The sequence below is a fragment of the Paraburkholderia sp. Ac-20342 genome, from assembly GCF_017104985.1.
Classification (GTDB): Bacteria; Pseudomonadota; Gammaproteobacteria; order Burkholderiales; family Burkholderiaceae; genus Paraburkholderia.
The window spans coordinates 41,084-63,337 of sequence record NZ_JAAGPQ010000050.1 but is presented as its reverse complement, the minus strand read 5'-3'; the positions used below and the strand labels follow the sequence as shown (position 1 = coordinate 63,337).

Genomic DNA, 22,254 nt, shown 5'->3' with positions numbered 1-22,254 from the left:
GCGCTCGGCGCGGCCCGTCTCGGCTGGCTCGCCGCCGGCGGCGACCCGGCCACGGTGCTGACCAAGCCGCCCGTCGAAAAGCAGTTCACGCCGAATCCGCAGCGTCACGCGCAATTGCGCACGCGGCTCGACGCGTATCGCGCGCTCTACCGCCACGTGCGGCCGCTGTTCGATCCCGCGCGCGCGCCGCTCGCCTGAAGCGCTCCAGCCGGCCGGCATCCGCGCAGCAGCGGAGCCGGCCGCTTTCATCGGCACACTTCCAGCGAAACCCATCGTGCCCAAGTCCACCGAAAAACTCGATCTCGCCACACGCGCCGCCTGGCTTTACTACGTCGCCGGCAATACGCAGAACGAAATTGCCGAGAAGCTGCAGGTCTCGCGGCCGGTCGCGCAGCGGCTCGTCGCGTTCGCGGTCGAAAAGAACCTGATCCGCGTGCGCGTCGATCATCAACTGGCCGATTGCCTGTCGCTCGCCGATCAGCTGTCGAAGCGCTACGGGCTCGATCTCTGCGAAGTCGTGCCGATCGACGGCGACACCTCCGAGGAAGTCGACCGCAAGCTCGCCGTGGCCGGCGCGCAGGTCATGGAACGCTATCTGAACGCGGAAAAGCCGATGGTCGTCGCGGTCGGCAGCGGCCGCACGCTGAAGGCCGCGGTCGATCAGATCGCGCAACTGGACCGTCCGCAGCACCGGCTCGTGTCGATGGTCGGGGCGATCGCCCAGGACGGCTCCTCGAACCGCTACGACGTCGCGCTGCGCATTTCCGAGAAAACGGGCGGCAAGCATTTCCTGCTGCCCGCGCCGCTGCTCGCCGACAGCGAGGCCGAGCGCGCGCAGTGGTGCAATCACCGGCTGTATCGGGTCGTCGAATCGCTGTCCGCGCAGGCCGACGTCGCGTTCGTCGGCATCGGTAATATCGGCCTCAACTGCCCGTTGCACGAGGACGGCTTCATCACGTCGGCGGAAGTGAAGGAGTTGATGCAGAACCACGCGATCGCCGAAATGCTCGGCTTGCCGATCGATGCAGCCGGCGCGCACGTCGAATCGCCGACCGGCCGGCGCGTGACGAGCATCGTGCTCGACGCGCCGCCGCGCCGCCCGACCATCGGCTTCGCGGGCGGCGAGCGCAAGCGCGAGGCGTTGATCGCGGTGCTCAAGGGGGGCTGGTTGTCGGGACTCGTCACCGACGAGTTGTGCGCGAGGGCCGCGCTGGAAGCGTCGAAGGCTTGAGGAAACGCCGGCGCGCGAGGCCGTTGCCTCGCGCGCCGGCTTGATCGACGCTTATTCGGTACTCGTTCGGCGCTTATTCGGCACCCATACCTCGCGGGCGCGCTTCGTCAGATAGCTGAGCGCGGCCACGCCCGGGCAGGTTCACCGCCCGTCACGCTCGAACCACGCGGCCTGATCGAGGCAGGCGGCGCGCATGCCGCCCGCCCCTGCCTTCACCCAATCGCGCAATCACGCGCTCACGCCGCCAGCACCTCGACGATCTTGCGCTGGAACGCCTTGCCTTCGCTGTCGAACAGGTGGCAATGCTCGGGCGTCGCGCCGAGCTTCAGCACGTTGCCCTTCGCATGCCGTTCGAGCGGCGGAATCCGCGCGATCAGGCCATCGGGCGCGACGTTCGACTCCGCGTACAGATACGCCGCGTCGCCGAGCGATTCGACCGTCATCGTGCGCGCGTCGATGCCGTCTTCGGTGCCGACATGCAGATGCTCGGGCCGGATGCCGACCGTCACCTTGTCGCCCTGCTTCGCCGTGCCCGGATCGACCGCGACGCGCTGCGTCTCGCCGGTTTCGTAGCGCACGGTCACGCCGTCGCTCGACACCGACTGCACGACGCCTTCCATGAAGTTCATTTTCGGCGAGCCGATAAAGCCCGCGACGAAGCGATTCGCGGGCGCGTGATAGAGCATCGTCGGCGTGCCGACCTGTTCGAGATTGCCCGCCGACAGCACGACGATCTTGTCGGCCAGCGTCATCGCCTCGACCTGGTCGTGCGTCACGTAGATCATCGTCGTCTTCAGCTCGTCGTGCAGACGCGCGAATTCGAGGCGCATCTTCACGCGCAGCGCCGCGTCGAGATTCGACAGCGGTTCGTCGAACAGGAACACCTTGGGCTTGCGCGTGATCGCGCGGCCGATCGCGACGCGCTGGCGCTGGCCGCCCGACAACTGCTTCGGCTTGCGATCGAGCAGATGGTCGATATGCAGGATCTTCGCGGCATTGCGCACGGCCGCGTCGATCTCGGGCTTCTTCGCGCCCGCGAGCTTGAGGCCGAAGGCCATGTTGTCGTAGAGCGTCATGTGCGGATACAGCGCGTACGACTGGAACACCATCGCGATGCCGCGCTTGGCCGGCGGCACCTCGTTCATGCGCACGTTGTCGATATTCAGGTCGCCGCTCGTGATGTCTTCGAGGCCCGCGATCATCCGCATCAGGGTCGATTTGCCGCAACCGCTCGGCCCGACGAACACGACGAACTCGCCATCCGCGATGTCGAGGTTGATGTCGCGCATCACTTCGTTGTCGTCGTAGGCCTTTCTGATGTTGCGCAAAGTTAGGCTTGCCATGATGTGTCTCCGTGTAATGCTGTCCGTACTGCGTAACGCGTACCGCTGCCAGTCGTTAAATCAGGAAGTCCTGTCGTTGCTCAGGGCGCCGCCGCCGTCGCGCTCAAGGTCCATTGCGCGACGAGCTCGGGCAATTGCCGCATGTCGTCGAAGACGTGACGCGCGCCGGCCGCATGCAGGCGATCGATCTGCGCATCGCTCGCATGACCGCCGCCGACGAAGCCGAGCACCGTCATGCCCGCCGCCGTCGCCGCCGTCGCGCCGGTCACGCTGTCTTCGACGACGAGGCACGCGCCTGGCGCGAGACCGACGCCGCGCGCCGCCGCGAGATAGACGTCGGGCGCGGGCTTCGGATTCGGCACCGAGTCGGCACAGTACAGGCGGTCGCCGAAGAAGCGCGCGAGACCCGTGCGCGCCAGCACCGTCTCGACATAGGGCCGGTAGCTGTTGCTCGCGCAGCCTTTGACGAGCGGCACCTGGGCGAGCGCCGCCTCGATGCCGTCGACAGCCGGCGCCTGCACGGCCGCCGCTTCGACCGAGCGGCGGATCGCGTCGATGTCGGCGGCGCCGAGCGTCCTGCCGAGCCGCGCCGCTGCGTCCCGCAGCACGCGCTCGATGCGCAGGCCGAGCAGCGGCAGCACGACCGCTTCGACATCGGCGCCGGGCCAGCGCGCTTCGAGTTCGCGCACGAGCATGCGCGCGGCCACGGCTTCGCTGTCGATCAGCACGCCGTCGCAATCGCAGATCAACGCGAATTGACGCATGCCGGCCGCCGCCGTGTCCACAGACGCGCCCGCGCCTTGTTGCGCACCTGCCGTCATTTGACCGCCCCGAACGTGAGACCGCGCACCAGCTGCTTCTGCGACAGCCAGCCGACGATCAGGATCGGCGCGACCGCGAGCAGCGATGCAGCGGAGAGCTTGGCCCAGAACAGGCCCTCGGGGCTCGAATACGAGGCGATGAACACGGTCAGCGGCGCCGCGTTCGAACTCGACAGATTGATGCTCCAGAACGCCTCGTTCCACGACAGGATCACGAGCAGCAGCGCGGTCGAGGCGAGCCCCGGCAGCGACATCGGCATCAGCAGATAGACGATCTCCTGCCACGTCGCCGCGCCGTCGATGCGTCCGGCTTCGAGAATGTCGCGCGGAATCTCGGCGAAGTACGTGAACGACATCCACACCGCAATCGGCAGATTGATCAGCGTGTAGACGATCACGAGACCCGACACCGTATCGAGCAGGCCGCTGTTTTTCCACAGCAGATAGATCGGCACCAGCACGCCGACCGACGGCATCATCTTGGTCGAGAGCATCCACAGCAGCACTTTCTGCGTGCGGCGCGTCGGGAAGAAGGCCATCGCATAGGCGGCCGGCACCGCGAGAATCAGGCACAGCAGCGTGACGCCGACCGAGATCAGCACCGAGTTCCACGCGAACGAGAAGTAGTTGCTGCGCGCGAACACCTCGCGGAAGCTGTCGAGCGTCGGCGTGAAAAACAGCGACGACGAATAGGCCTGCTGCTCGGTCTTGAACGCCGTGATCGTCATCCAGAAGATCGGGAAGAACAGCAGCAGCGCAACGAGCCAGGCGATCACGCCGGGAATGGCGCGGGTCACCGTCTCGAACGGCGATTTGGTCGGCACCGCGACCGGCTGCGTCGTCGAGGCAGACGTAGAGGCGGACGTAGAAGCAGCGTGGCTCATTTTTCGTACTCCCCTTTGAGGTTCTTCGCGAGCATCCGCACGAGGAAGAACGACACGATATTGGCCAGCACGACCGCGAGAATGCCGCCCGCCGAGGCGAGACCGACGTCGAACTGCTGCAGGCCCAGCGAGAAGATCAGGTACGACAGGTTGGTGGTCGCATTGCCCGGACCGCCGCCCGTGGTCGTATAGATTTCGGCGAAGATCGACAGCAGGAAGATCGTCTCCATCATCACCACGACCGCGATTGCGCGTCTCAGATGCGGCAGCGTGATGTAGAAGAACATCGAGAACGGACCCGCGCCGTCGATCTTCGCGGCTTCCTTCTGCTCCTGGTCGAGCGACTGGATCGCCGTGAACAGGATCAGGAACGCGAACGGCAGCCACTGCCACGCGACGATCATGATGACCGCGGTCAGCGGATAGTCGGCGAACCAGTCGACCGGCTGCATGCCGAGCGCGCGCATCGCTTGCGCGACGAGGCCGTACACCGGGTGCAGGATCATGTTCTTCCAGATCAGCGCGGAGACGGTCGGCATCACGAAGAACGGCGCGATCGCGAGCAGCCGCGCGACGCCCTGGCCGTAGAACTTGCGGTCGAACAGCACCGCCATCAGCACGCCGCCGCCCACCGTGATGACGAGCACCGAGACGATCAGCTCGATCGTGTGCACGATCGACGGGATGAACGACGGATCGGTCGCGAGATAGCGGTAATTGTCGAGGCCGGCGAAACCGCGCAGGTCCGGATTCAGCAGGTTGTAGCGCGAGAACGAGAACCAGATCGTCATCGCGAGCGGAATCGCCATCCACAGCACGAGTACGCCGACCGACGGCATCACGAGCCAGCGGGCCGAATTCGCCTTGCGGGCTTCGCGTTCTTTTTCGGACTGAGGAGGAGCTTGCATGAGGGGCAGGCGCAAAGGACGCATGATGGATCACCTGTTCGGTAATGCGCGGGGCGTTCGCCTGAACCGCGTGGACGTCATCGGCATCATGTGCGATGGCGTGCCACGTGAGCCTCGTAAGCCGCACGAAACGCGGCGCAGGCGAACGGCCCGCTGTACTGCGGGAGCCGGCCGACGCGGATCGGCCGGCGTGTGACGCATCGATCGACGTGGGAGTGGGCCGCCGGACCGGTTGCTTGCGGCCACGCCCGCGCGAGTCGATGCGTTGCTTCTCGTCTTGCTCTTCGCGTTGCTTCGCGCGTTACTTCTGGTATCCGGCCTGCTTCACCGCGCGATCGGCGGCGGCATTGCCGGCCGCGAGCGCCTGATCGACCGTCATCTGACCGGCAATCGCGCCCGACACGCTCTGGCCGACCACCGTGCCGAACGACTGGAACTCGGGAATCCCGACGAACTGCACGCCGGTGTACGGCACGGGTTTGAGCGTCGGATGATCGGGATCGGCCGTCTGGATCGCCTTCAGCACGAAGTCGCCGAACGGCGCGGCCTGCCGGTACTCGGGGCGCGCATAGGTGGACTGGCGCGTGCCCGGCGGCACCGAGGCCCAGCCTTCATCCTTCGCGACCAGCCCGATGTAGTCCTTCGAGGTCGCCCACGTAATGAACTTCTTCGCCGCGTCGGCCTGCTTCGACGACTTCGGAATCGCCAGCGCCCAGGCCCACAGCCAGTGCGAACCCTTCGGCGTGACCTCGACCGGCGCCGCGGCGAAGCCGACCTTGTCGGCGATCTGCGACTGCTGCTTGTTGTAGAGCATGCCGGCCGCGACGGTCGCGTCGATCCACATCGCGCACTTGCCCGAGGACATCAGCGTGAGGTTCTCGTTGAAGCCGTTCGAACTCGCTCCCGGCGGGCCGTCCTTCCTCAGCAGATCGACGTAGAACGTCATCGCCTTCTTCCATTCCGGCGAGGTCAGTTGCGCGTTCCACTTCTCGTCGAACCAGCGGCCACCGAACGTGTTCACGAGCGTGGTCGCATACGCCATGTTCTCGCCCCAGCCCGCCTTGCCGCGCAGGCAGATGCCGTACTGTTCCTTCGATTTGTCGGTGAGCTTGTCGGCGAATTGCGCGATCTGGTCGTAGGTCGGCTGATCGGGCATCTTCAGGCCGGCCTTGTCGAACAGGTCCTTGCGGTAATAGGTCATCGAGCTTTCGACGTAGAACGGCAGCGCATACAGCTGGCCGTTGGCGGAGAGGCCGTCGCGCGCCGTCTTCACGACGTCGTCGAGGTCATAGCTCGCGGGCAGGTTCGTGAGCGGCGCGAGCCAGCCGCGCTTGCCCCACTGCGGCGTTTCGTATGCGCCGATCGTCATCACGTCGAACTGGCCGCTACCGGTCGTGATGTCGGTCGTCGCGCGCTGGCGCAGCACGTTTTCCTCGAGGATCACCCAGTTCAGCTTGATGTCCGGATTCGCCTTTTCGAATGCGGGCGAGAGCTTCTTCAGCTCGATCATGTCCGGATTGTTCAGCGTGGCGATCGTGATGGTCGCTGCCGACGCGCTCAGCGCGAAGCAGGTCGCCGCGCCGGCACTCAGCGCCTTCAGCGCGGTTTTGAGAGCGGGTTTCATTGCTGTCTCCTTTTTGGGTACGTTCTGGGTACGTTATGTCGTGCTGCTTTGGTTTCGCGCGTTCGCTTTGCACGTTCGCTTTGCGCGTTCATTTCACGCATTCGCTTCGCCAAGTGACGCGCCGCCGGGAGCGGGCAAGGTGCCCGCTCCCGGTCCGTTCCTCAACTCATCCAGTTGCCGCCGTCGACGTTCAGCGTTTGCGCGGTGATGTAGTCCGCATCGGCCGAGGCGAGAAACAGCGCGGCGCCGGTCAGGTCGTCGGGCAGGCCCATGCGGCCGAGCGGCACCGCCTCGCCGACGAGGCGCTTCTTCTCGCCGAGCGGCCGGTTTTCGTAGCGCGCGAACAGCGCGTCGACCTCGCTCCACATCGGCGTATCGACAACGCCGGGTGCGATGCCGTTCACATTGATCTGATGCGGCGCGAGCGCGAGCGCCGCCGACTGCGTATAGCTCAGCACCGCCGCCTTGGTCGCGCAGTAATGCGAGACGAGCGCCTCGCCGCGCCGGCCGGCCTGCGAGGACATATTGATGATCTTGCCGCCGTGGCCCTGCTCGACCATCCGGCTCGCCACCGCCTGCATCAGGAAGAACATGCCCTTCACGTTGACCGAAAAGAGCCGGTCGAACACGTCCCAGGATTCATCGAGCAGCGGGCGCATGTCGAACAGCGCCGCGTTGTTGAAGAGAATGTCGATCTGGCCGAAGCGTTCGAGCGCGGCCGCCACGATGCGGGCGATGTCGTCGCGGCGCGTAACGTCGGCGCTTACGCAGAAGACGCGCTCGCCGTGCGCGGCGCGCAGCGCGGCGCCGAAACTGTCGGCGGGCTTCAGGTCGACGAGCACGCAGCGCGCGCCCTCGTCGAGATAGCGCCGGGCCACGGCCTCGCCGATGCCGCTTGCCGCGCCCGTCAGAATCGCCACTTTGTCCTGCAATCGTGCCGCCACGGCCTGTCTCCGGTTCGTTTTGCATTCCGCTGCGCAGTGAGCGAACGCTCATTGATCGAGCAATTGCTCCTCTGGTGATCGAATGATCGGATACGGACCGGGTCATGTCAAGGCGCCTCGCCAGATTTCGATGGTGCAGCGCGGCAGGAGCGGCGGCGCGGCCGCCCACACGGCCTGACGACAAAAATCGCGATACGTTATATCATTTCGGTCTCATCGCACTCTTGCGCGGCGATCCGCAAGCGGTTGCCGCCCGAAGGCGTCGCCGCGTCTCCCCGCGTCTTCGTCACCGCTACGCCAGGTGGCTCATTCAACTCTCACGCAACAGGACACCACGATGAAACGAATCGGCTCGATGTTGACCGGGGCGCAGCGCGCGCTGAAGCTGTCGAAGTATCTGCTGGCGTCCGGGCTCGCCGCCCTCGCCGTCGGCCACGGCGCGTTCGCCGCCGAAGCTCGGGCCGGCGCGAAAATCCCGGTGGTCGCGGCGGAAAATTTCTACGGCGACGTGGTGCGGCAACTCGGCGGCGAGCGCGTCGACGTGACGAGCATCCTCAGCAATCCGGACCAGGACCCGCATCTGTTCGAAGCGAGCCCGGCCACCGCGCGCGCGTTGCAGCATGCGAGCCTTGTCGTCTACAACGGCGCCGATTACGATCCGTGGATGGCAAAATTGCTGGCCGCTTCGAAAGGCGCGCAGCGCACCGTGATCGTCGCGGCCGACCTCACCGGCAGGAAAGGCGGCGACAATCCGCACCTGTGGTACGACCCGGCGACGATGCCGAAAGTCGCGCGCGCGATCCACGACGCGCTCGGCGCGGCTGACCCGGCGCACAAGTCGGCGTACGATGCGAACCTCGCGAAGTTTCTCGATTCGCTGAAGCCGATCGACGCGAAGGTCGCCGAACTGCACGGCCGCTATGCGGGCCTGCCGGTCACGGCGACCGAGCCGGTGTTCGGCTACATGTCGGACGCGATCGGCCTCGGTATGCGCAACCAGCGCTTCCAGCTCGCCACGATGAACGACACCGAAGCAAGCGCGGCCGATATCGCCGCATTCGAACGCGACCTGCGCGACCAGCGCGTGCGCGTACTGATCTACAACAGCCAGGCCACCGAGGCGCTGACCCAACGCATGCTGAAGCTCGCGCAACAATCGAAGGTCCCGACGCTGAGCGTCACCGAAACGCTGCCGGCCGGCAAGACCTATCAGACGTGGATGCTCACGCAGCTCGACGCGCTCGGCAAGGCGCTCGCCGCGGGCGGCACGAACGCGGCACAAGGCGCACGCGCCAAAGGAACCACTCCATGACTTCGACTGGCCGCCATGCGCCAGCGGGTACTTCAACGGGCCCGTCGCCCGGAACACCCACCACCGCCGCCGGTGCCGTCCGACGCGACACGCCCGTGCTCGAACTCGAGCGCGTGACGCTCGAACTCGGCGAACGCACGATCCTGCGCGACACCAGCTTCGTCGTGAACCAGGGCGAGTTCATCGGCGTGCTCGGGCCGAACGGCGCGGGCAAGACGACGCTGATGCGCGCGGTGCTCGGCCTCGTGCCGGCCGCGGGCGGCACGATCCGCGTGCTCGGGCAGGCGGTCGAGCGCGGCAATGCCTCGATCGGCTACATGCCGCAGACGCGCAGCGCCCTCGCGGGCCGCCGCGTGCGCGGGCGCGATTTCGTCGCGATGGCCGCCGACGGTCATCGCTGGGGCCTGCCGCATGCGGATGCGAAAACGCGCGCGGACGTCGATCGCGTGCTCGAACTGGTCGGCGCAACCGGCCTCGCCAAACGGCCGCTGTCGGAGCTGTCGGGCGGCGAGCGGCAGCGGCTGCTGCTCGCGCAGTGCCTGCTCGGCAACCCGAAGCTGCTGCTGCTCGACGAACCGTTGATCAGCCTCGATCCGCATCATCAGAAGAGCGTCGTCGAACTCGTGCGGCGCGTGCAGCAGGAACTCGGCATCGCGGTGCTGTTCTCCGCGCACGAACTGAATCCGCTCCTGAACTCGATCGATCGCGTGCTGTATCTCGGCAGCGGCGTCGCGGCGCTCGGCACCGTCGACGAGGTCATTACGCGGCCGGTACTGTCGCGCCTCTATGGCTCGCCGATCGACGTGATGCGCGTTAATGGCCGCATCTTCGTGATGTCGGGCGGCGTCGAAGTCGAGAAGCACGATCACGAGCATGAACACGACGAGGACGGCGGACATTCGCACGCTCATTCTCACTCGCACGACCACGGCCACGGTCATGCGCACAAACCCTCGCACGGCCATTCGAACCCGCACGACTCACGCGACGGACACAAGCACGATGTTTGAATACGATTTCATGGTGAACGCATTCGCGGCGTCGGGGATCGTCGCGGTGCTGGCCGGCGTGGTCGGCTATTTCCTCGTGATGCGCGGACAGACCTTCGCCGGCCACGCGCTCTCGCACGTCGGCTTCACCGGCGCGACCGGCGCGGTGCTGATCGGCATCTCGCCGATCTGGGGGATGATCGGCTTCACGCTCGCGGCCGGCGTCGGCATGGGCGCGCTCGGCGAGCGGCTGGCGGGGCGCGACGTCGCGATCGGCGTGATTCTTTCGCTGTCGCTCGGTTTCGGCTTGCTGTTTCTGCACTTCTTCACCGCCTACGCGACCCAGGTGACGGCGCTGCTGTTCGGCAACGTGCTCGGCGTGAATGCGTCGACGCTCGGCGTGCTCGCGGCGCTCGGCGTGGTGAGCCTCGCGGCGCTCGCGGCCATCATGCGGCCGCTGCTGTTCGCCTCGCTGCAACCGGAACTGGCCGAAGCGAAGGGTGTGTCGCTGCGCCGCGTGTCGGTGCTGTTTCTCGCGATCGCCGCGCTGGCCGTGGCGGCCTGCACGCAGATCGTCGGCGTGCTGCTCGTGTTCACGCTGATGGTCGGCCCGGCCGCCGCCGCGCAGAATCTGAGCACGCGGCTCTCCACCGGGCTCGTGCTTGCTGCCGTGTTCGCGCTCGCGCAGGCATGGCTCGGCTTGACGCTCGCGTTCTATACCGACTGGCCGACGAGCTTCTGGATCACGGTGCTATCGGCGCTCGTGTATGGCGGGAGTTTGCTGAAGCGGCATTGAGCGGCGCTTACTCCGGTCACATAAGAAAACGGCGGCACGTGCATTTTCTGCACGTGCCGCCGCTCTTCATTTCACACCGTGTTTTATGGCATTTTCAGCCGAGCAACACCTTCGCGTGATGCTCAAGGTGATCTTCGATGAAGGTCGAGATGAAGTAGTAGCCGTGGTCATAACCCGCATGACGGCGCAACGTCAGCGGCTGACCCGCGGCCTTGCACGCGGCTTCGAACACGTCGGGATTCAGCTGCGTCGGCAGGAACTGATCCGCGAGGCCCTGATCGACGAGAATCCCTTGCGCGAACTTGTGCGATGCCTGCGCAACCAGTTCGCTCGCGTCGTACTGACGCCACGCTTCGCGGTCGTTGCCGAGATAGCCGCCGAACGCCTTTTCGCCCCATGGGCAACGCACCGGCGCCGCAATCGGCGCGAACGCCGACACCGACCGATAGAGGTCCGGATTGCGCAGCGCGAGCATCAACGCGCCGTGCCCGCCCATCGAGTGACCGAAGATGCCGAGGCGCGCGCCATCGACCAGCAACTCGCTCACGACCGTCTCGCGCAGTTCGTCGCGCACATACGAGTACATCCGGTAGTGCTTCGACCACGGCTCTGCAGTCGCGTCGACGTAAAAACCCGCGCCGACGCCGAAGTCCCATGCATCGCTCTCGCCCGGCACGTTCGCGCCGCGCGGGCTCGTGTCCGGCGCGATCAATGCGATGCCGTGCTGGGCCGCGAAGCGCTGCGCGCCGGCCTTGATCGGAAACGTTTCTTCCGTGCAGGTCAGTCCGGCCAGATAGAACAACGCCGGGACACGTCCCGCGTTCTCATGCAAGGCCTGCGGCGGCAGATAGACCGAGAAGCGCATCGGCAGACCGATCGTGCGCGACTCGTGCCGGTAGAAGCGCTGCTCGCCGCCATGAATGGCGTGCGACGAGAGTAGTTCGAGCATCGCGGCGCTCCTCGCTTAGTACAGCACGACCGAACGGATCGACTCGCCCTTCTTCATCAGGTCGAAGCCCTCGTTGATGCGTTCGAGCGGCAGACGGTGCGTGATCAGGTCGTCGATATTGATCTTGCCTTCCATGTACCAGTCGACGATTTTCGGCACGTCGGTGCGGCCACGCGCGCCGCCGAACGCCGAGCCCTTCCACTCGCGGCCCGTCACGAGCTGGAACGGCCGCGTGCTGATCTCCTCGCCGGCCGCCGCGACGCCGATGATGAACGACTGGCCCCAGCCCTTGTGCGTGCATTCGAGCGCCTGGCGCATCACCTTGGTATTGCCGATGCATTCGAACGAGTAGTCAGCGCCGCCGTCGGTCAGCTGCACGATGTGATCGACGACGTTCTCGACTTCGTTCGGGTTGATGAAGTGCGTCATGCCGAACTTCTTCGCCAGTTCGACGCGGCCCGGGTTCAGATCGACGCCGATGATCTTGTCCGCGCCGACCATCTTCGCGCCCTGGATCACATTGAGGCCGATGCCGCCGAGCCCGAACACGACCACGTTCGCGCCCGCCTCGACCTTCGCCGAATACACGACCGCGCCGACGCCGGTCGTCACGCCGCAGCCGATGTAGCAGATCTTGTCGAACGGCGCGTCCTCGCGCACCTTCGCGACCGCGATCTCCGGCACGACGATGTAGTTCGAGAACGTCGACGTCCCCATGTAGTGGAACAAAGGCTTGCCGTCGAGCGAGAAGCGCGAGGTCGCGTCGGGCATCAGGCCCTTGCCCTGCGTCGAGCGGATCGCCTGACACAGGTTGGTCTTGCGCGACAGACAGAACTTGCACTGGCGGCATTCGGGCGTGTAAAGCGGAATCACGTGATCGCCCTTCTTCAGCGTGCCGACGCCGGGGCCGACATCGACGATCACGCCCGCGCCTTCGTGGCCGAGAATCGCCGGGAAGATGCCTTCGGGGTCGGCGCCCGACAGCGTGTAGTAGTCGGTGTGGCAGATGCCCGTCGCCTTCACTTCGATCAGGACTTCACCGGCGCGCGGACCTTCGAGATCGACTTCCTCGATCGTCAACGGGGCGCCGGCTTTCCATGCGATTGCTGCTTTGGTCTTCATCGTCAATGCTCCTGTGGGTCCGTGAGTCGGTTTGATTGTGCGGAGCGCGTCGCGGGTCGGGATGCCGCGGCGCGCGCGTGTTCTGGTTCGTGCGCTGCTTCGTGTTCGACCGCGTGTTCTGGTTCGTGAGCCGGGACCATGCTTGCGCTGCGGCCGGGCTCGTGCGAGCCGTTGCTTGCTGCTGTTTGCTTGCTGTTGCTCGCTACTGCTTGCTGTTGCTCGCTACTGCTTGCTGTTGCTTGCTGCCTGCACGGCTCGCGATTGGCGAGGTCGCGTCCTGCGGCATCGCGTACCGGGCGGCGGTTTGGCGCGCGAAAAGCGTAATGGTATTGCAAAGTGTGGGGCGAGAGCATGCTCGGTGACTGCGCTTCGTGCGTTGCTTGTTGCCGCGGTCGTTGCCAAGTGTGTTGCCGTAGTCGTTGCCGCGGTCGCTACCAGGTGTGTTGCCGTGCGTTTTGCAATATTCATTGCCGTGCTTGTTGCCTAGCCGTCCAGGATTCGTTGCAACGCCGTTGCAGCACCCATCGCCGTACTTTGCCATGCCAGTACACGTTGCCGCAGCATGGCCTCGTGCTCGCCGGGACGGCCGCCGCGTTCATCGCCGCTACCGCTACCGGGCTTCGCGCTGCGTCGTACCACCGAACCACGGCTCGACGCGGCCATACAGATCGACGAAGCGTGCATAGCGCTCCGCCAGCGCCGCATCGCCTCGCGGACCCGCCACGCGCGTCGCGCCGGGCGCGAGCGCGGCAAGATCGCGCGCATGCCAATGACCGCTCGCGAGGCCGCCGAGTATCGCGGCACCGCGCGGTGCCGCGTTCGGACAGTCGACCGCATGCAGCTCGACGCCGAGCGCATCGGCGAGCAGCTGACGCCAGCGTGGATCGACCGAGCCACCGCCCGCGAGCTTGAGCGCCGTGACCGTGGCCCCGCTCGAGCGAACCGCATCGAGCCCGGCGCGCAGCGAGAACGCAACGCCTTCGAACGCGGCGCGCATCATCGCGCCGCGCGTGTGTTCGAGCGAGAGGCCGAGCCAGCCGCCGCGCGCCTGCGGGTTGAGCCACGGCGTGCGCTCACCGGTCAGGTACGGAAGGAAGGTCAGGCCCGAAGATGCGCGGGATTCGCCGTGGGTTGCCGGGCGAGTTGTCCGGGTGGGGGCAGCGCTGAGGGCGGCGTTGCTGTCAGCGCCGAGGTCAGCGCCGGTGGGCGTGTCGGCACTCGCGCCGAAACTCGCGCTCGATACCGCGCTCATCGGCTCGCCGGGCGCCCCGCTGACGGACCCGGCGGATTTGCCGTTCGCGGCACCACCAGATACAGCGCCGGACACATCGGCAACGGCATCACCGAACGCCTCGCGATACGCATCCACCCACTCATACGACAGCCAGCCGCGCACACGCTCCAGCGCAATGCCGACGTTCTGCATCGCCGCCATCCGATACCAGTGATCGCTGGCCGCGCGATAGCGATGCAGCCCCTTCACCGCCACGGGCTCGCCGCTCGCGAGGACGACGATCTGTCCGCCCGTGCCAGTGGTCAGCAGCGCATCGCCGTCCTGCGCGAGTCCGCTGCCGAGCGCCGCGCACGGCGTATCGGCGGCGCCGGTCGCGAGCACGATGCCGGCGCGCAAGCCGAGTGCCTGCGCGGCCCTCTGCGACAGCACACCGGCCGCCGCATACGACGGCGCGAGCGGCGCGAACCACTCGCGCGGAATCCCGAGCCGCTCGAGCAGCGCCGCATCCCACACGCCGGCCGGACTGGCGAGCGCGGTCGCGCAAGCATCGGACGGATCGGTCGCGAACGCGCCGCCGAGCGCGACGCGCAGCCAGTCTTTCGGCTGCACCGCCCAACGCGTGCGGCGCGCGGTCTGCGGCTCATGCAGCACGATCCAGCGCAGCAGCGGACCGGCCATGCCAGGCGCGACCGGATTCGGCTGCGGCTCGGGCCACGCGTCGAGCAGATCGAGCGCGCGCGAGTCGGGCCATAGCAGCGCGGGACGCACGGGCTCGCCGTGCGCATCGAGCAGCACGACGCCGTGCATCTGGCCGGACAGGCCGATCGCCCGCACATCGTCGCGCAGATGCCGCGGCAGACGCGCCAGCGCCTCGACGAGCGCGCTCCACCACGTCTCTACCGCGATCTCGGCCCACCCCGCGCGCGGCGTATCGAACGCATAAGCGACGCTCGACACCGCCTGCTCGCGGCCGTGTTCGTCGACGATTGCCGCTTTAAGGGAGCCGGTGCCGAGGTCGATGCCGAGAAAACTCATGGGTGCGAGGACGTCGAAATAAGGATGAAGGAGGGACTGGAAGCGAAGCAGGAAACGCGGCTGGAAACATGGCTAGAATCGCGGCCGGAGGCGCGGCTGGAAGCGCAACTGGAAACAGCCCCCCAAGCGCCGCAAAACACGCGGCCAGAAGCAACGTCCGGCGCACGGCCCGCAAGCACCGCAAACCCGCCAAACGCGGGTTAACCCTGCCATGCCGCGAACCATCTCAAAACAGGACTATGCTGCGAGCGAGATACACGTTATTGATTCTCACACATATCCCCGCGCGCGACGCATCCGTGCCGCGCGCCGGCGCACCCTGCCCGCACTCGCCGCCACACAGGGCCCGCCGCCGATCCGCCGGGGATGCAGCCACGATAAACCGCGCGCCGCCCTTCGATCCGGCTTTCAAACGAGGCCCGCGCATATCGTCACCGGGAATGCCGGAATAGCCGCGCGCGGTCTTGTAGCGGATTTTCGTCCCCGATACCTTGGAGTCATTCCAAAACAGATGGTGGAGACAGACGATATGCAAGCGAACACGGTTCACCCGTGCGACGAACGCCTGCCCGCGGGCCAGTTGCTCACCCTCGGCATCCAGCACGTGCTGGTCATGTACGCCGGCGCAGTCGCGGTACCGCTCATCATCGGCGCGGCGCTCAAGCTGCCGAAAGACCAGATCGCGTTCCTGATCAGCGCCGACCTGTTCTCGTGCGGCATCGCCACGCTGATCCAGACGCTCGGGCTGTGGATCTTCGGCATCCGTCTGCCCGTCATCATGGGCTGCACGTTCGCGGCCGTCGGGCCGATGGTCGCAATCGGCACCAATCCCTCGCTCGGCATTCTCGACATCTTCGGCTCGACGATCGCGGCCGGCGTGATCGGCATTCTGGCCGCGCCGATGGTCGGCAAGCTGCTGCGCTTCTTCCCGCCGGTCGTGATCGGCGTCGTGATTTCGGTGATCGGCCTCTCGCTGATGGAAGTCGGCATCAACTGGGCGGCGGGCGGCGTCGGCAATCCCGACTACGGCAATCCGGTCTACCTTGGCCTGTCGCTGCTCGTGCTGACGCTGATCCTGCTCATCAACAAGTTTGCCCGGGGGTTCGTCGCCAATATCTCGGTGCTGCTCGGCATCGTCGCCGGCTTCGTGATCGCGCTGCTGCTCGGCCGCGTCAACATGGACGGCGTCACGCACGCGCCGTGGGTCGGCTTCGTGATGCCGTTCCACTTCGGTCTGCCACACTTCGACCCGCTCTCGATCGCGACGATGGTCACGGTCATGTTCGTCACGTTCATCGAATCGACGGGCATGTTCCTCGCGGTCGGCGACATGGTCGATCGTCCGGTCGATCAGAAGACGCTGGTGCGCGGCCTGCGCGTCGACGGGCTCGGCACGCTGATCGGCGGCATCTTCAACTCGTTCCCGCATACGTCGTTTTCGCAGAACGTCGGACTGATCGGCGTGACCGGCGTGAAGAGCCGCTTCGTCTGCGCGATGGGCGGCGTGATCCTCGTGCTGCTCGGCCTGTTCCCGAAGATGGCGCAGGTGGTCGCCTCGGTGCCGGCGTTCGTGCTCGGCGGCGCGGGTATCGTGATGTTCGGCATGGTCGCGGCGAACGGCATCAAGGTGCTCTCGCGCGTCGACTTCGTGAAGAATCACCACAACCTGTTCATCGTCGCGGTCAGCATCGGCCTCGGGCTCGTGCCGGTCGTCTCGCCGCACTTCTTCTCGCAACTGCCGCCGGCGCTGTCGCCGCTGCTGCATAGCGGGATTCTGCTGGCGTCGGTGTCGGCGGTCGTGCTGAACCTGATCTTCAACGGCGTGAAGAGCGAGAAGAAGGCGCGCTGCGAGATTCGCCGCGCCGGACACGATCTCGACACGAGCGCGGGCAGCGAGCCGCCGCATAACGAGATGCTGCGGGCGGCGGATTTGCATTGAGCTTTGGTGAGTGCCGGCGGCGGGTTCGGGTTTGGATTTCGGTTTGGGTTCGCCGTGTCGTGGGTGAAGTCTTCGACGCAAGCGCAGGCGCAGGCGATGAATCGCGCCATGGCAGGACGCTGGGCACCGTGGATTGTGCTTTGAGCGTCGCCGAGCAAGTACCGGCCCCGCTCATCTACTGCCACCTGATTTGCCATCGCCTCGCTTGAAGCCCATTCGGCTTCTCGTCGCGACGGATACCGCACACAAACAGAAAAGCCACGGCACGCCGTGGCTTTTCTGTTTGCTGCGCCGCTTGCTTGCGCGAACGGTGGGCGGTTCCCTCTACTTCGCCGGGCGCCGCCGCGCCAGCACGTTACCGACTGCCGACGCTCACCCCGCCGTCGCCGCCGAAGCTGCGACCGGCGCGCTCGCCGCACCGTAGTCGACCGGCGCGTCCGCGGGACGCGGCTGGTCGCCGGTGTGCTCGATCCAGCCGCCGCCGAGCGCCTGGTACAGCGTGACCAGGTTCTCGAGGCGCTGCATGCGCGCGGTAATCAGCGACTGCTGCGACGAATACAGATCGGTCTGCGCGGTCAGCACCGACAGATAGCTGTCGACGCCGTTCTTGTAGCGCAGGTTCGACAGATCGAGGCGACGCTGCTCGGCCGACGTGTTGCGCTCGAGCGCCTGAATCTGCTGATCGTAGGTGCCGCGCGCCGCGAGCCCGTCCGCCACTTCGCGGAAGGCCGTCTGGATCGCCTTTTCATACGTGGCGATCTGCACGTTCTTCTCGATGTTGGCGAGATTGAGGTTGGCGATGTTCTGGCCACCCTCGAAGATCGGCAGCGTGATCGACGGCGCGAAGCTCCACGCCGCCGAGCCCGGCTTGAACAGCCCGCCGAGCGTCGGGCTCAGCGTGCCGAAGCTGCCGGTCAGCGAGACCTTCGGGAAGAACGCCGCGCGCGCCGCGCCGATATTCGCGTTGGCCGCGAGCAGGTTCTCCTCGGCCTCCATGATGTCGGGACGGCGCGTGAGCAGGTCGGACGGCAAGCCCGCCGGAATGTCCGTGAGCAGATTCTGGTCGTTCAGCTGCAAGCCCGGCGGCAGATCGGCCGGCAACGGCTCGCCGACCAGCAGCACGAGCGCGTTTTCAGCCTGCGCCCGCAAACGCGCCTGCGCCTGCAGATTGGCGCTCGCGGTCTCGACGACCGTTTGCGCCTGGCGCAGATCGAGTTCCGAACCCGTGCCGTTGTCGAACTGCAGCTTCGTGATGCGGTACGACTCCTGCGCGTTCGTCAGCGTGTCCTGCGTGACCTTCAGCAGATCGTCGAGTTCGAGCAGCGTCAGGTACTGGTTCGCGACCTGCGAGACCAGCGAGATTTCCGCGGCCTTGCGCGCCTGCGCCGTACCGAGATACGTCGCCAGCGCCTGGTCCTTGAGGCTCTGCACGCGCCCGAAGAAGTCGATTTCCCACGACGCATTCAGCCCCACCGAATACGTGTTGGAAATGGTCGGGCCGTTGGGCGAGATCAGCAGGTCGCGCGGCGTGCGCTGCCGGCTTTGCGACCCCGCGGCATTGAGCGTCGGGAACAGCCCCGCGCGCACGATCCGGTACTGCGCGGCCGACGCCTGCATGTTCAGCACCGACACACGCAGATCGCGGTTGTTCTTCAGCGCGATTTCGATGAGCCGCTGCAAGCGCTGATCGACGAAGAACTCGCGCCAGCCGATATCGGCGGCGGCCTGGCCGTTCGCGCTGCGCGCGCCCGGAGCGCCGGGCTGCGTGTCGTACACGCCGCCCGTCGGGAAGGTCGCCGTGACGGGCGCGGCGGGGCGCTCGTAGTGCGGCGCCATCGTGCAACCCGCGGCGAGCAGCGCGACCGCCACTGCAATCAAAGAATGTTTTTGCATCTCAATGTCCATCCTTGCCCGAGTCATGGTCAGCCGACCCGCCTGCCGAACCGCCACCCTGCGGTTCATGCGGATGGTGCTGTTCGTAGTGGCGCAGCGCCTCGTCCGGGTCTTCCTTCTCGCCGCCGAACTTCGCGCGGATCACGACGAAGAACATCGGGATCATGAAGATCGCGAGGAAGGTCGCCGTCAACATACCGCCGATCACGCCGGTGCCGATCGCGTGCTGGCTGGCCGAGCCCGCGCCGTTACTGATCGCGAGCGGCAGCACGCCGAGAATGAACGCGAGCGAGGTCATCAGGATCGGGCGCAGCCGCAGACGCGCCGCTTCGAGCGCGGCCTCGATCGGCCCCATGCCTTCGCCCTGCTGCAGTTCGCGCGCGAATTCCACGATCAGAATCGCGTTCTTCGCCGACAGGCCGACCGTGGTCAACAGACCCACCTGGAAGAACACGTCGTTCTCGAGCCCGCGCAAGGTCGCGGCCAGCAGTGCGCCGATCACGCCGAGCGGCACCACCATGATCACCGAGAACGGGATCGACCAGCTTTCATACAGCGCCGCGAGACACAGGAACACGACGAGGATCGAGATGCCGTACAGGATCGGCGCCTGCGAACCGGACTGGCGTTCCTGCAGCGACAGCCCCGTCCACTCGTAGCCGACGCCGGGCGGCAGCTTCGTGACGAGCGCTTCCATCGCCGCCATGGCCTGGCCGGTCGACTTGCCCGGTGCGGCCGCGCCCTGGATTTCCACCGACGAGATACCGTTGTAGCGCTCGAGCTTCGGCGAACCGAACGTCCACTCGGTGCTCGCGAAGGCCGAGAACGGCACCATCGTGCCGGCGTTGTTGCGCACGAACCAGGCATTCACGTCTTCCGGTTTCATGCGGAACGGCGCGTCGCCCTGCAGGTACACCTTCTTGATCCGGCCGTCGGTATCGAGGAAGTTGTTGACGTACTGCGACGCCCACGCGATCGAGAACGTCTGGTCGATCGCGGCGAGCGACACGCCAAGCGCGGCGGCCTTCTCGTGGTCGATGTTCACCTTGAACTGCGGCGTGTCGTTCAGGCCGTTCGGACGCACCTGCGCGAGCGTCGGGTCCTTCGCGGCGAGACCGAGCAGCATGTTGCGCGCTTCCATCAGCTTCGCGTGACCGATACCGGCGCGGTCCTGCAGCTGGAAGTCAAAGCCCGCTGCCGTGCCGAGTTCAGGAATCGACGGCGGATTGACCGGATACACGAGCGCGTTCTTGTAGCTGCTGAAGTGCATGAAGAGACGGCCCACGAGCGCCTGCACCTTCTGGTCCGCATGCTGGCGCTCGCCGTAGTCCCGCATCCGCACGAACACGAGACCCGCGTTCTGGCCGCGGCCGGCGAAGCTGAAGCCGTTCACCGTGAAGGTCGACTCGACGATTGCCTTCTCGTCGTTGAGCAGGTAGTCGGACACGTCCTTCAGCGCGCGCGCCGTGGTTTCCTGAGTCGAGCCGGTCGGCGTCTGCACGAGCACGAACATCGTGCCCTGGTCTTCATCAGGCAGGAACGACTTCGGCAGACGCACGAACAGCAGGCCCACCGCGAAGATCACCACCATGTAGATGATGAGCCAGCGGCCCGAGCGCTTGATCACGTGGTGCACGCCCGAGTGGTACTTGTCGCGGCTCGCGTTGAAGGTGCGGTTGAACCAGCCGAAGAAACCGGTGGCCTTTTCGTGATGCCCCTTCGGAATCGGCTTGAGGATCGTCGCGCACAGCGCCGGCGTCAGAATCAGCGCGACGAGCACGGACAGCACCATCGCCGCGACGATCGTCAGCGAGAACTGCCGGTAGATCGCGCCGACCGAGCCGCCCGAGAACGCCACCGGCACGAACACCGCCGACAGCACGAGCGCCACGCCGACGAGCGCGCCGGTGATCTGGTCCATCGCCTTGCGGGTTGCCTCGCGAGGCGATAAGCCCTCTTCCTGCATGACCCGCTCGACGTTTTCCACCACCACGATCGCGTCGTCCACCAGCAGGCCGATTGCGAGCACGAGGCCGAACATCGACAGCACGTTGATCGAGAAGCCGACCACGCTCATGATCGCGAACGTGCCGAGCAGCACCACCGGCACCGCGATCGTCGGGATCAGCGTGGCGCGCAGGTTCTGCAGGAACAGGTACATGACGAGGAACACCAGCACGATACCTTCGAGCAGCGTCTTGACCACTTCCTCGATCGACAGGCGCACGAACGGCGTCGTGTCGTACGGGTACTGGACGACGAGACCGTGCGGGAAGTACTTCGACAGTTCGGCGACCTTTGCCCGCACCGCTTTCGCGGTGGCGAGCGCGTTCGCGCCCGTAGCGAGCTGGATACCGAAGCCTGCCGTCGGCTGGCCGTTGTACTTGGTGTCGAAGTTGTAGTTTTCGCCGCCGAGCTCGATGTGCGACACGTCGCGCAGACGCACCTGCGAGCCGTCCGGATTGACCTTCAGCAGGATGTTGCCGAACTGCTCGGGCGTATTGAGCAGCGTCGCCTCGGTGATCGTGGCCTGCAGCACCTGGCCCGGCACCGACGGCGTGCCGCCGAGCGCGCCGCCCGCGACCTGCACGTTCTGCGCCTGCAGCGCGGCCTGCACATCGACCGGCGTGAGCGAGAAGTTGTTCAGCTTGTTCGCGTCGAGCCAGATCCGCATCGCGTACTGCGAGCCGAACAGCGTCACCGTGCCGACCCCGTCGATACGGCTGACCGGGTCTTCGATGTTCGACGCCACGTAGTTCGCGAGGTCGTACTTGGACATGCTGCCGTCGGTCGAGACGAACGCCATCACCAGCAGGAAGCTGCTGCTCGACTTCGTGACCTTGGTGCCGAGCTGCTGCACCGCCTGCGGAAGCAGCGGCGTGGCGAGCTGCAGCTTGTTCTGCACCTGCACCTGCGCGATGTCAGGGTTGGTGCCGGCCGCGAACGTCAGCGTGATGGTTGCCGTGCCCGAATCGTCCGAGGTCGACGCGAGGTACAGCAGGTGGTCGAGACCGCTCATCTGCTGCTCGATCACCTGCGTGACGGTGTTTTCCACCGTCTTTGCCGAGGCGCCCGGATACGTTGCGCTGATCTGGATGGACGGCGGCGCGATGGTCGGGTATTGCGCGATCGGCAGCGTGAACACCGACGCGATACCCGCGAGCATCAGGATGATGGCGATCACCCAGGCAAAAATCGGGCGATCGATAAAGAACTTTGCCATGAAGCGG

Annotated in this window: 17 protein-coding genes and 1 pseudogene; 6 read left to right on the top strand and 12 right to left on the bottom strand. The window is 66.1% G+C overall.

The features are described from left to right. Positions 1-198: pseudogene (locus tag G3N58_RS20745) on the top strand (xylulokinase); the annotation flags it as partial. A gap of 76 nt (positions 199-274) precedes the next feature. Then, positions 275-1,231, top strand: a complete 957-nt coding sequence (locus G3N58_RS20740) for a sugar-binding transcriptional regulator (protein ID WP_206000069.1) — start codon at positions 275-277, stop codon at positions 1,229-1,231. A 236-nt stretch (positions 1,232-1,467) separates the two neighbouring features. Here the strand turns inward: G3N58_RS20740 and ugpC are convergent, their stop codons facing one another. The 6 genes from ugpC to G3N58_RS20710 all read right to left on the bottom strand — a co-directional run bounded on the left by ugpC (position 1,468) and on the right by G3N58_RS20710 (position 7,755). Next, complete coding sequence (gene ugpC, locus G3N58_RS20735) at positions 1,468-2,574, bottom strand: sn-glycerol-3-phosphate ABC transporter ATP-binding protein UgpC (RefSeq protein ID WP_167040915.1); 1,107 nt, start codon at positions 2,572-2,574, stop codon at positions 1,468-1,470. An 80-nt stretch (positions 2,575-2,654) separates the two neighbouring features. Further along, entirely contained in the window at positions 2,655-3,338 is a 684-nt protein-coding gene (locus G3N58_RS20730; protein WP_241017181.1) for an HAD family phosphatase, read from the bottom strand. A gap of 53 nt (positions 3,339-3,391) precedes the next feature. Beyond that, positions 3,392-4,279 carry a carbohydrate ABC transporter permease gene (locus tag G3N58_RS20725; RefSeq protein WP_167040909.1) on the bottom strand — a complete coding sequence of 296 codons (888 nt, stop codon included), beginning with the start codon at positions 4,277-4,279 and terminating at the stop codon, positions 3,392-3,394. Beyond that, positions 4,276-5,211, bottom strand: coding sequence for a sugar ABC transporter permease (locus tag G3N58_RS20720; protein WP_167283984.1), 936 nt, complete (start codon positions 5,209-5,211; stop codon positions 4,276-4,278). Before G3N58_RS20720 ends, G3N58_RS20725 begins: the two co-directional genes overlap by 4 nt. Before the next feature lie 277 nt (positions 5,212-5,488). Then, positions 5,489-6,811, bottom strand: a complete 1,323-nt coding sequence (locus tag G3N58_RS20715; protein ID WP_167040903.1) for a sugar ABC transporter substrate-binding protein — start codon at positions 6,809-6,811, stop codon at positions 5,489-5,491. Between the two features lie 161 nt (positions 6,812-6,972). After that, positions 6,973-7,755 (bottom strand): L-iditol 2-dehydrogenase, encoded by a 783-nt coding sequence (locus G3N58_RS20710; RefSeq protein WP_167040900.1) that lies wholly within the window; start codon positions 7,753-7,755, stop codon positions 6,973-6,975. A gap of 337 nt (positions 7,756-8,092) precedes the next feature. Between G3N58_RS20710 and G3N58_RS20705 the strand changes: the two genes are divergently transcribed. Genes G3N58_RS20705 through G3N58_RS20695 form a run of 3 tightly spaced genes read left to right on the top strand, consistent with a single transcriptional unit; the run spans position 8,093 to position 10,852 of the window. Continuing rightward, positions 8,093-9,067 carry a metal ABC transporter solute-binding protein gene (locus G3N58_RS20705; protein ID WP_206000067.1) on the top strand — a complete coding sequence of 325 codons (975 nt, stop codon included), beginning with the start codon at positions 8,093-8,095 and terminating at the stop codon, positions 9,065-9,067. After that, complete coding sequence (locus G3N58_RS20700; protein WP_205299320.1) at positions 9,064-10,077, top strand: ABC transporter ATP-binding protein; 1,014 nt, start codon at positions 9,064-9,066, stop codon at positions 10,075-10,077. The genes G3N58_RS20705 and G3N58_RS20700 overlap by 4 nt, the downstream gene beginning before the upstream one ends. Beyond that, positions 10,070-10,852 carry a metal ABC transporter permease gene (locus G3N58_RS20695; RefSeq protein ID WP_167040895.1) on the top strand — a complete coding sequence of 261 codons (783 nt, stop codon included), beginning with the start codon at positions 10,070-10,072 and terminating at the stop codon, positions 10,850-10,852. The genes G3N58_RS20700 and G3N58_RS20695 overlap by 8 nt, the downstream gene beginning before the upstream one ends. A 94-nt stretch (positions 10,853-10,946) precedes the next feature. On the opposite strand, the gene fghA is transcribed toward G3N58_RS20695, so the two are convergent. The 4 genes from fghA to G3N58_RS20675 all read right to left on the bottom strand — a co-directional run bounded on the left by fghA (position 10,947) and on the right by G3N58_RS20675 (position 15,192). Continuing rightward, positions 10,947-11,801, bottom strand: a complete 855-nt coding sequence (fghA, locus tag G3N58_RS20690) for an S-formylglutathione hydrolase (RefSeq protein ID WP_167040891.1) — start codon at positions 11,799-11,801, stop codon at positions 10,947-10,949. 15 nt (positions 11,802-11,816) lie between these two features. Continuing rightward, complete coding sequence (locus G3N58_RS20685) at positions 11,817-12,923, bottom strand: S-(hydroxymethyl)glutathione dehydrogenase/class III alcohol dehydrogenase (RefSeq protein WP_028197996.1); 1,107 nt, start codon at positions 12,921-12,923, stop codon at positions 11,817-11,819. Positions 12,924-13,125: 202 nt separating this feature from the next. Beyond that, positions 13,126-13,464 carry a hypothetical protein gene (locus G3N58_RS20680; RefSeq protein ID WP_206000066.1) on the bottom strand — a complete coding sequence of 113 codons (339 nt, stop codon included), beginning with the start codon at positions 13,462-13,464 and terminating at the stop codon, positions 13,126-13,128. A gap of 69 nt (positions 13,465-13,533) precedes the next feature. Next, positions 13,534-15,192: an FGGY family carbohydrate kinase gene (locus G3N58_RS20675; protein ID WP_206000065.1), complete on the bottom strand. Its 1,659-nt coding sequence runs from the start codon at positions 15,190-15,192 to the stop codon at positions 13,534-13,536. Positions 15,193-15,721: 529 nt separating this feature from the next. Between G3N58_RS20675 and G3N58_RS20670 the strand changes: the two genes are divergently transcribed. Then, complete coding sequence (locus G3N58_RS20670; protein ID WP_167283980.1) at positions 15,722-17,131, top strand: nucleobase:cation symporter-2 family protein; 1,410 nt, start codon at positions 15,722-15,724, stop codon at positions 17,129-17,131. A 372-nt stretch (positions 17,132-17,503) separates the two neighbouring features. Here G3N58_RS20670 and G3N58_RS20665 read toward each other — a convergent pair whose 3' ends face one another. Both G3N58_RS20665 and G3N58_RS20660 read right to left on the bottom strand, forming a co-directional pair. After that, entirely contained in the window at positions 17,504-19,024 is a 1,521-nt protein-coding gene (locus tag G3N58_RS20665; protein WP_167040883.1) for an efflux transporter outer membrane subunit, read from the bottom strand. A gap of 1 nt (position 19,025) precedes the next feature. Further along, the gene (locus G3N58_RS20660) at positions 19,026-22,247 is read right to left on the bottom strand and encodes an efflux RND transporter permease subunit (protein ID WP_167040880.1); all 3,222 of its coding nucleotides are present in this window, start codon (positions 22,245-22,247) and stop codon (positions 19,026-19,028) included. Positions 22,248-22,254: the final 7 nt, after the last annotated feature.

What these genes read in the sequence shown, in the direction of transcription:
- ugpC (WP_167040915.1), bottom strand. Translation starts at nt 2,574, where the DNA reads ATGGCAAGCCTAACTTTGCGCAACATCAGAAAGGCCTACGACGACAAC.
- G3N58_RS20730 (WP_241017181.1), bottom strand. Translation starts at nt 3,338, where the DNA reads ATGCGTCAATTCGCGTTGATCTGCGATTGCGACGGCGTGCTGATCGAC.
- G3N58_RS20725 (WP_167040909.1), bottom strand. Translation starts at nt 4,279, where the DNA reads ATGAGCCACGCTGCTTCTACGTCCGCCTCTACGTCTGCCTCGACGACG.
- G3N58_RS20720 (WP_167283984.1), bottom strand. Translation starts at nt 5,211, where the DNA reads ATGCGTCCTTTGCGCCTGCCCCTCATGCAAGCTCCTCCTCAGTCCGAA.
- G3N58_RS20715 (WP_167040903.1), bottom strand. Translation starts at nt 6,811, where the DNA reads ATGAAACCCGCTCTCAAAACCGCGCTGAAGGCGCTGAGTGCCGGCGCG.
- G3N58_RS20705 (WP_206000067.1), top strand. Translation starts at nt 8,093, where the DNA reads ATGAAACGAATCGGCTCGATGTTGACCGGGGCGCAGCGCGCGCTGAAG.
- G3N58_RS20700 (WP_205299320.1), top strand. Translation starts at nt 9,064, where the DNA reads ATGACTTCGACTGGCCGCCATGCGCCAGCGGGTACTTCAACGGGCCCG.
- G3N58_RS20695 (WP_167040895.1), top strand. Translation starts at nt 10,070, where the DNA reads ATGTTTGAATACGATTTCATGGTGAACGCATTCGCGGCGTCGGGGATC.
- fghA (WP_167040891.1), bottom strand. Translation starts at nt 11,801, where the DNA reads ATGCTCGAACTACTCTCGTCGCACGCCATTCATGGCGGCGAGCAGCGC.
- G3N58_RS20685 (WP_028197996.1), bottom strand. Translation starts at nt 12,923, where the DNA reads ATGAAGACCAAAGCAGCAATCGCATGGAAAGCCGGCGCCCCGTTGACG.
- G3N58_RS20680 (WP_206000066.1), bottom strand. Translation starts at nt 13,464, where the DNA reads ATGGCAAAGTACGGCGATGGGTGCTGCAACGGCGTTGCAACGAATCCT.
- G3N58_RS20675 (WP_206000065.1), bottom strand. Translation starts at nt 15,192, where the DNA reads ATGAGTTTTCTCGGCATCGACCTCGGCACCGGCTCCCTTAAAGCGGCA.
- G3N58_RS20670 (WP_167283980.1), top strand. Translation starts at nt 15,722, where the DNA reads ATGCAAGCGAACACGGTTCACCCGTGCGACGAACGCCTGCCCGCGGGC.
- G3N58_RS20665 (WP_167040883.1), bottom strand. Translation starts at nt 19,024, where the DNA reads ATGCAAAAACATTCTTTGATTGCAGTGGCGGTCGCGCTGCTCGCCGCG.
- G3N58_RS20660 (WP_167040880.1), bottom strand. Translation starts at nt 22,247, where the DNA reads ATGGCAAAGTTCTTTATCGATCGCCCGATTTTTGCCTGGGTGATCGCC.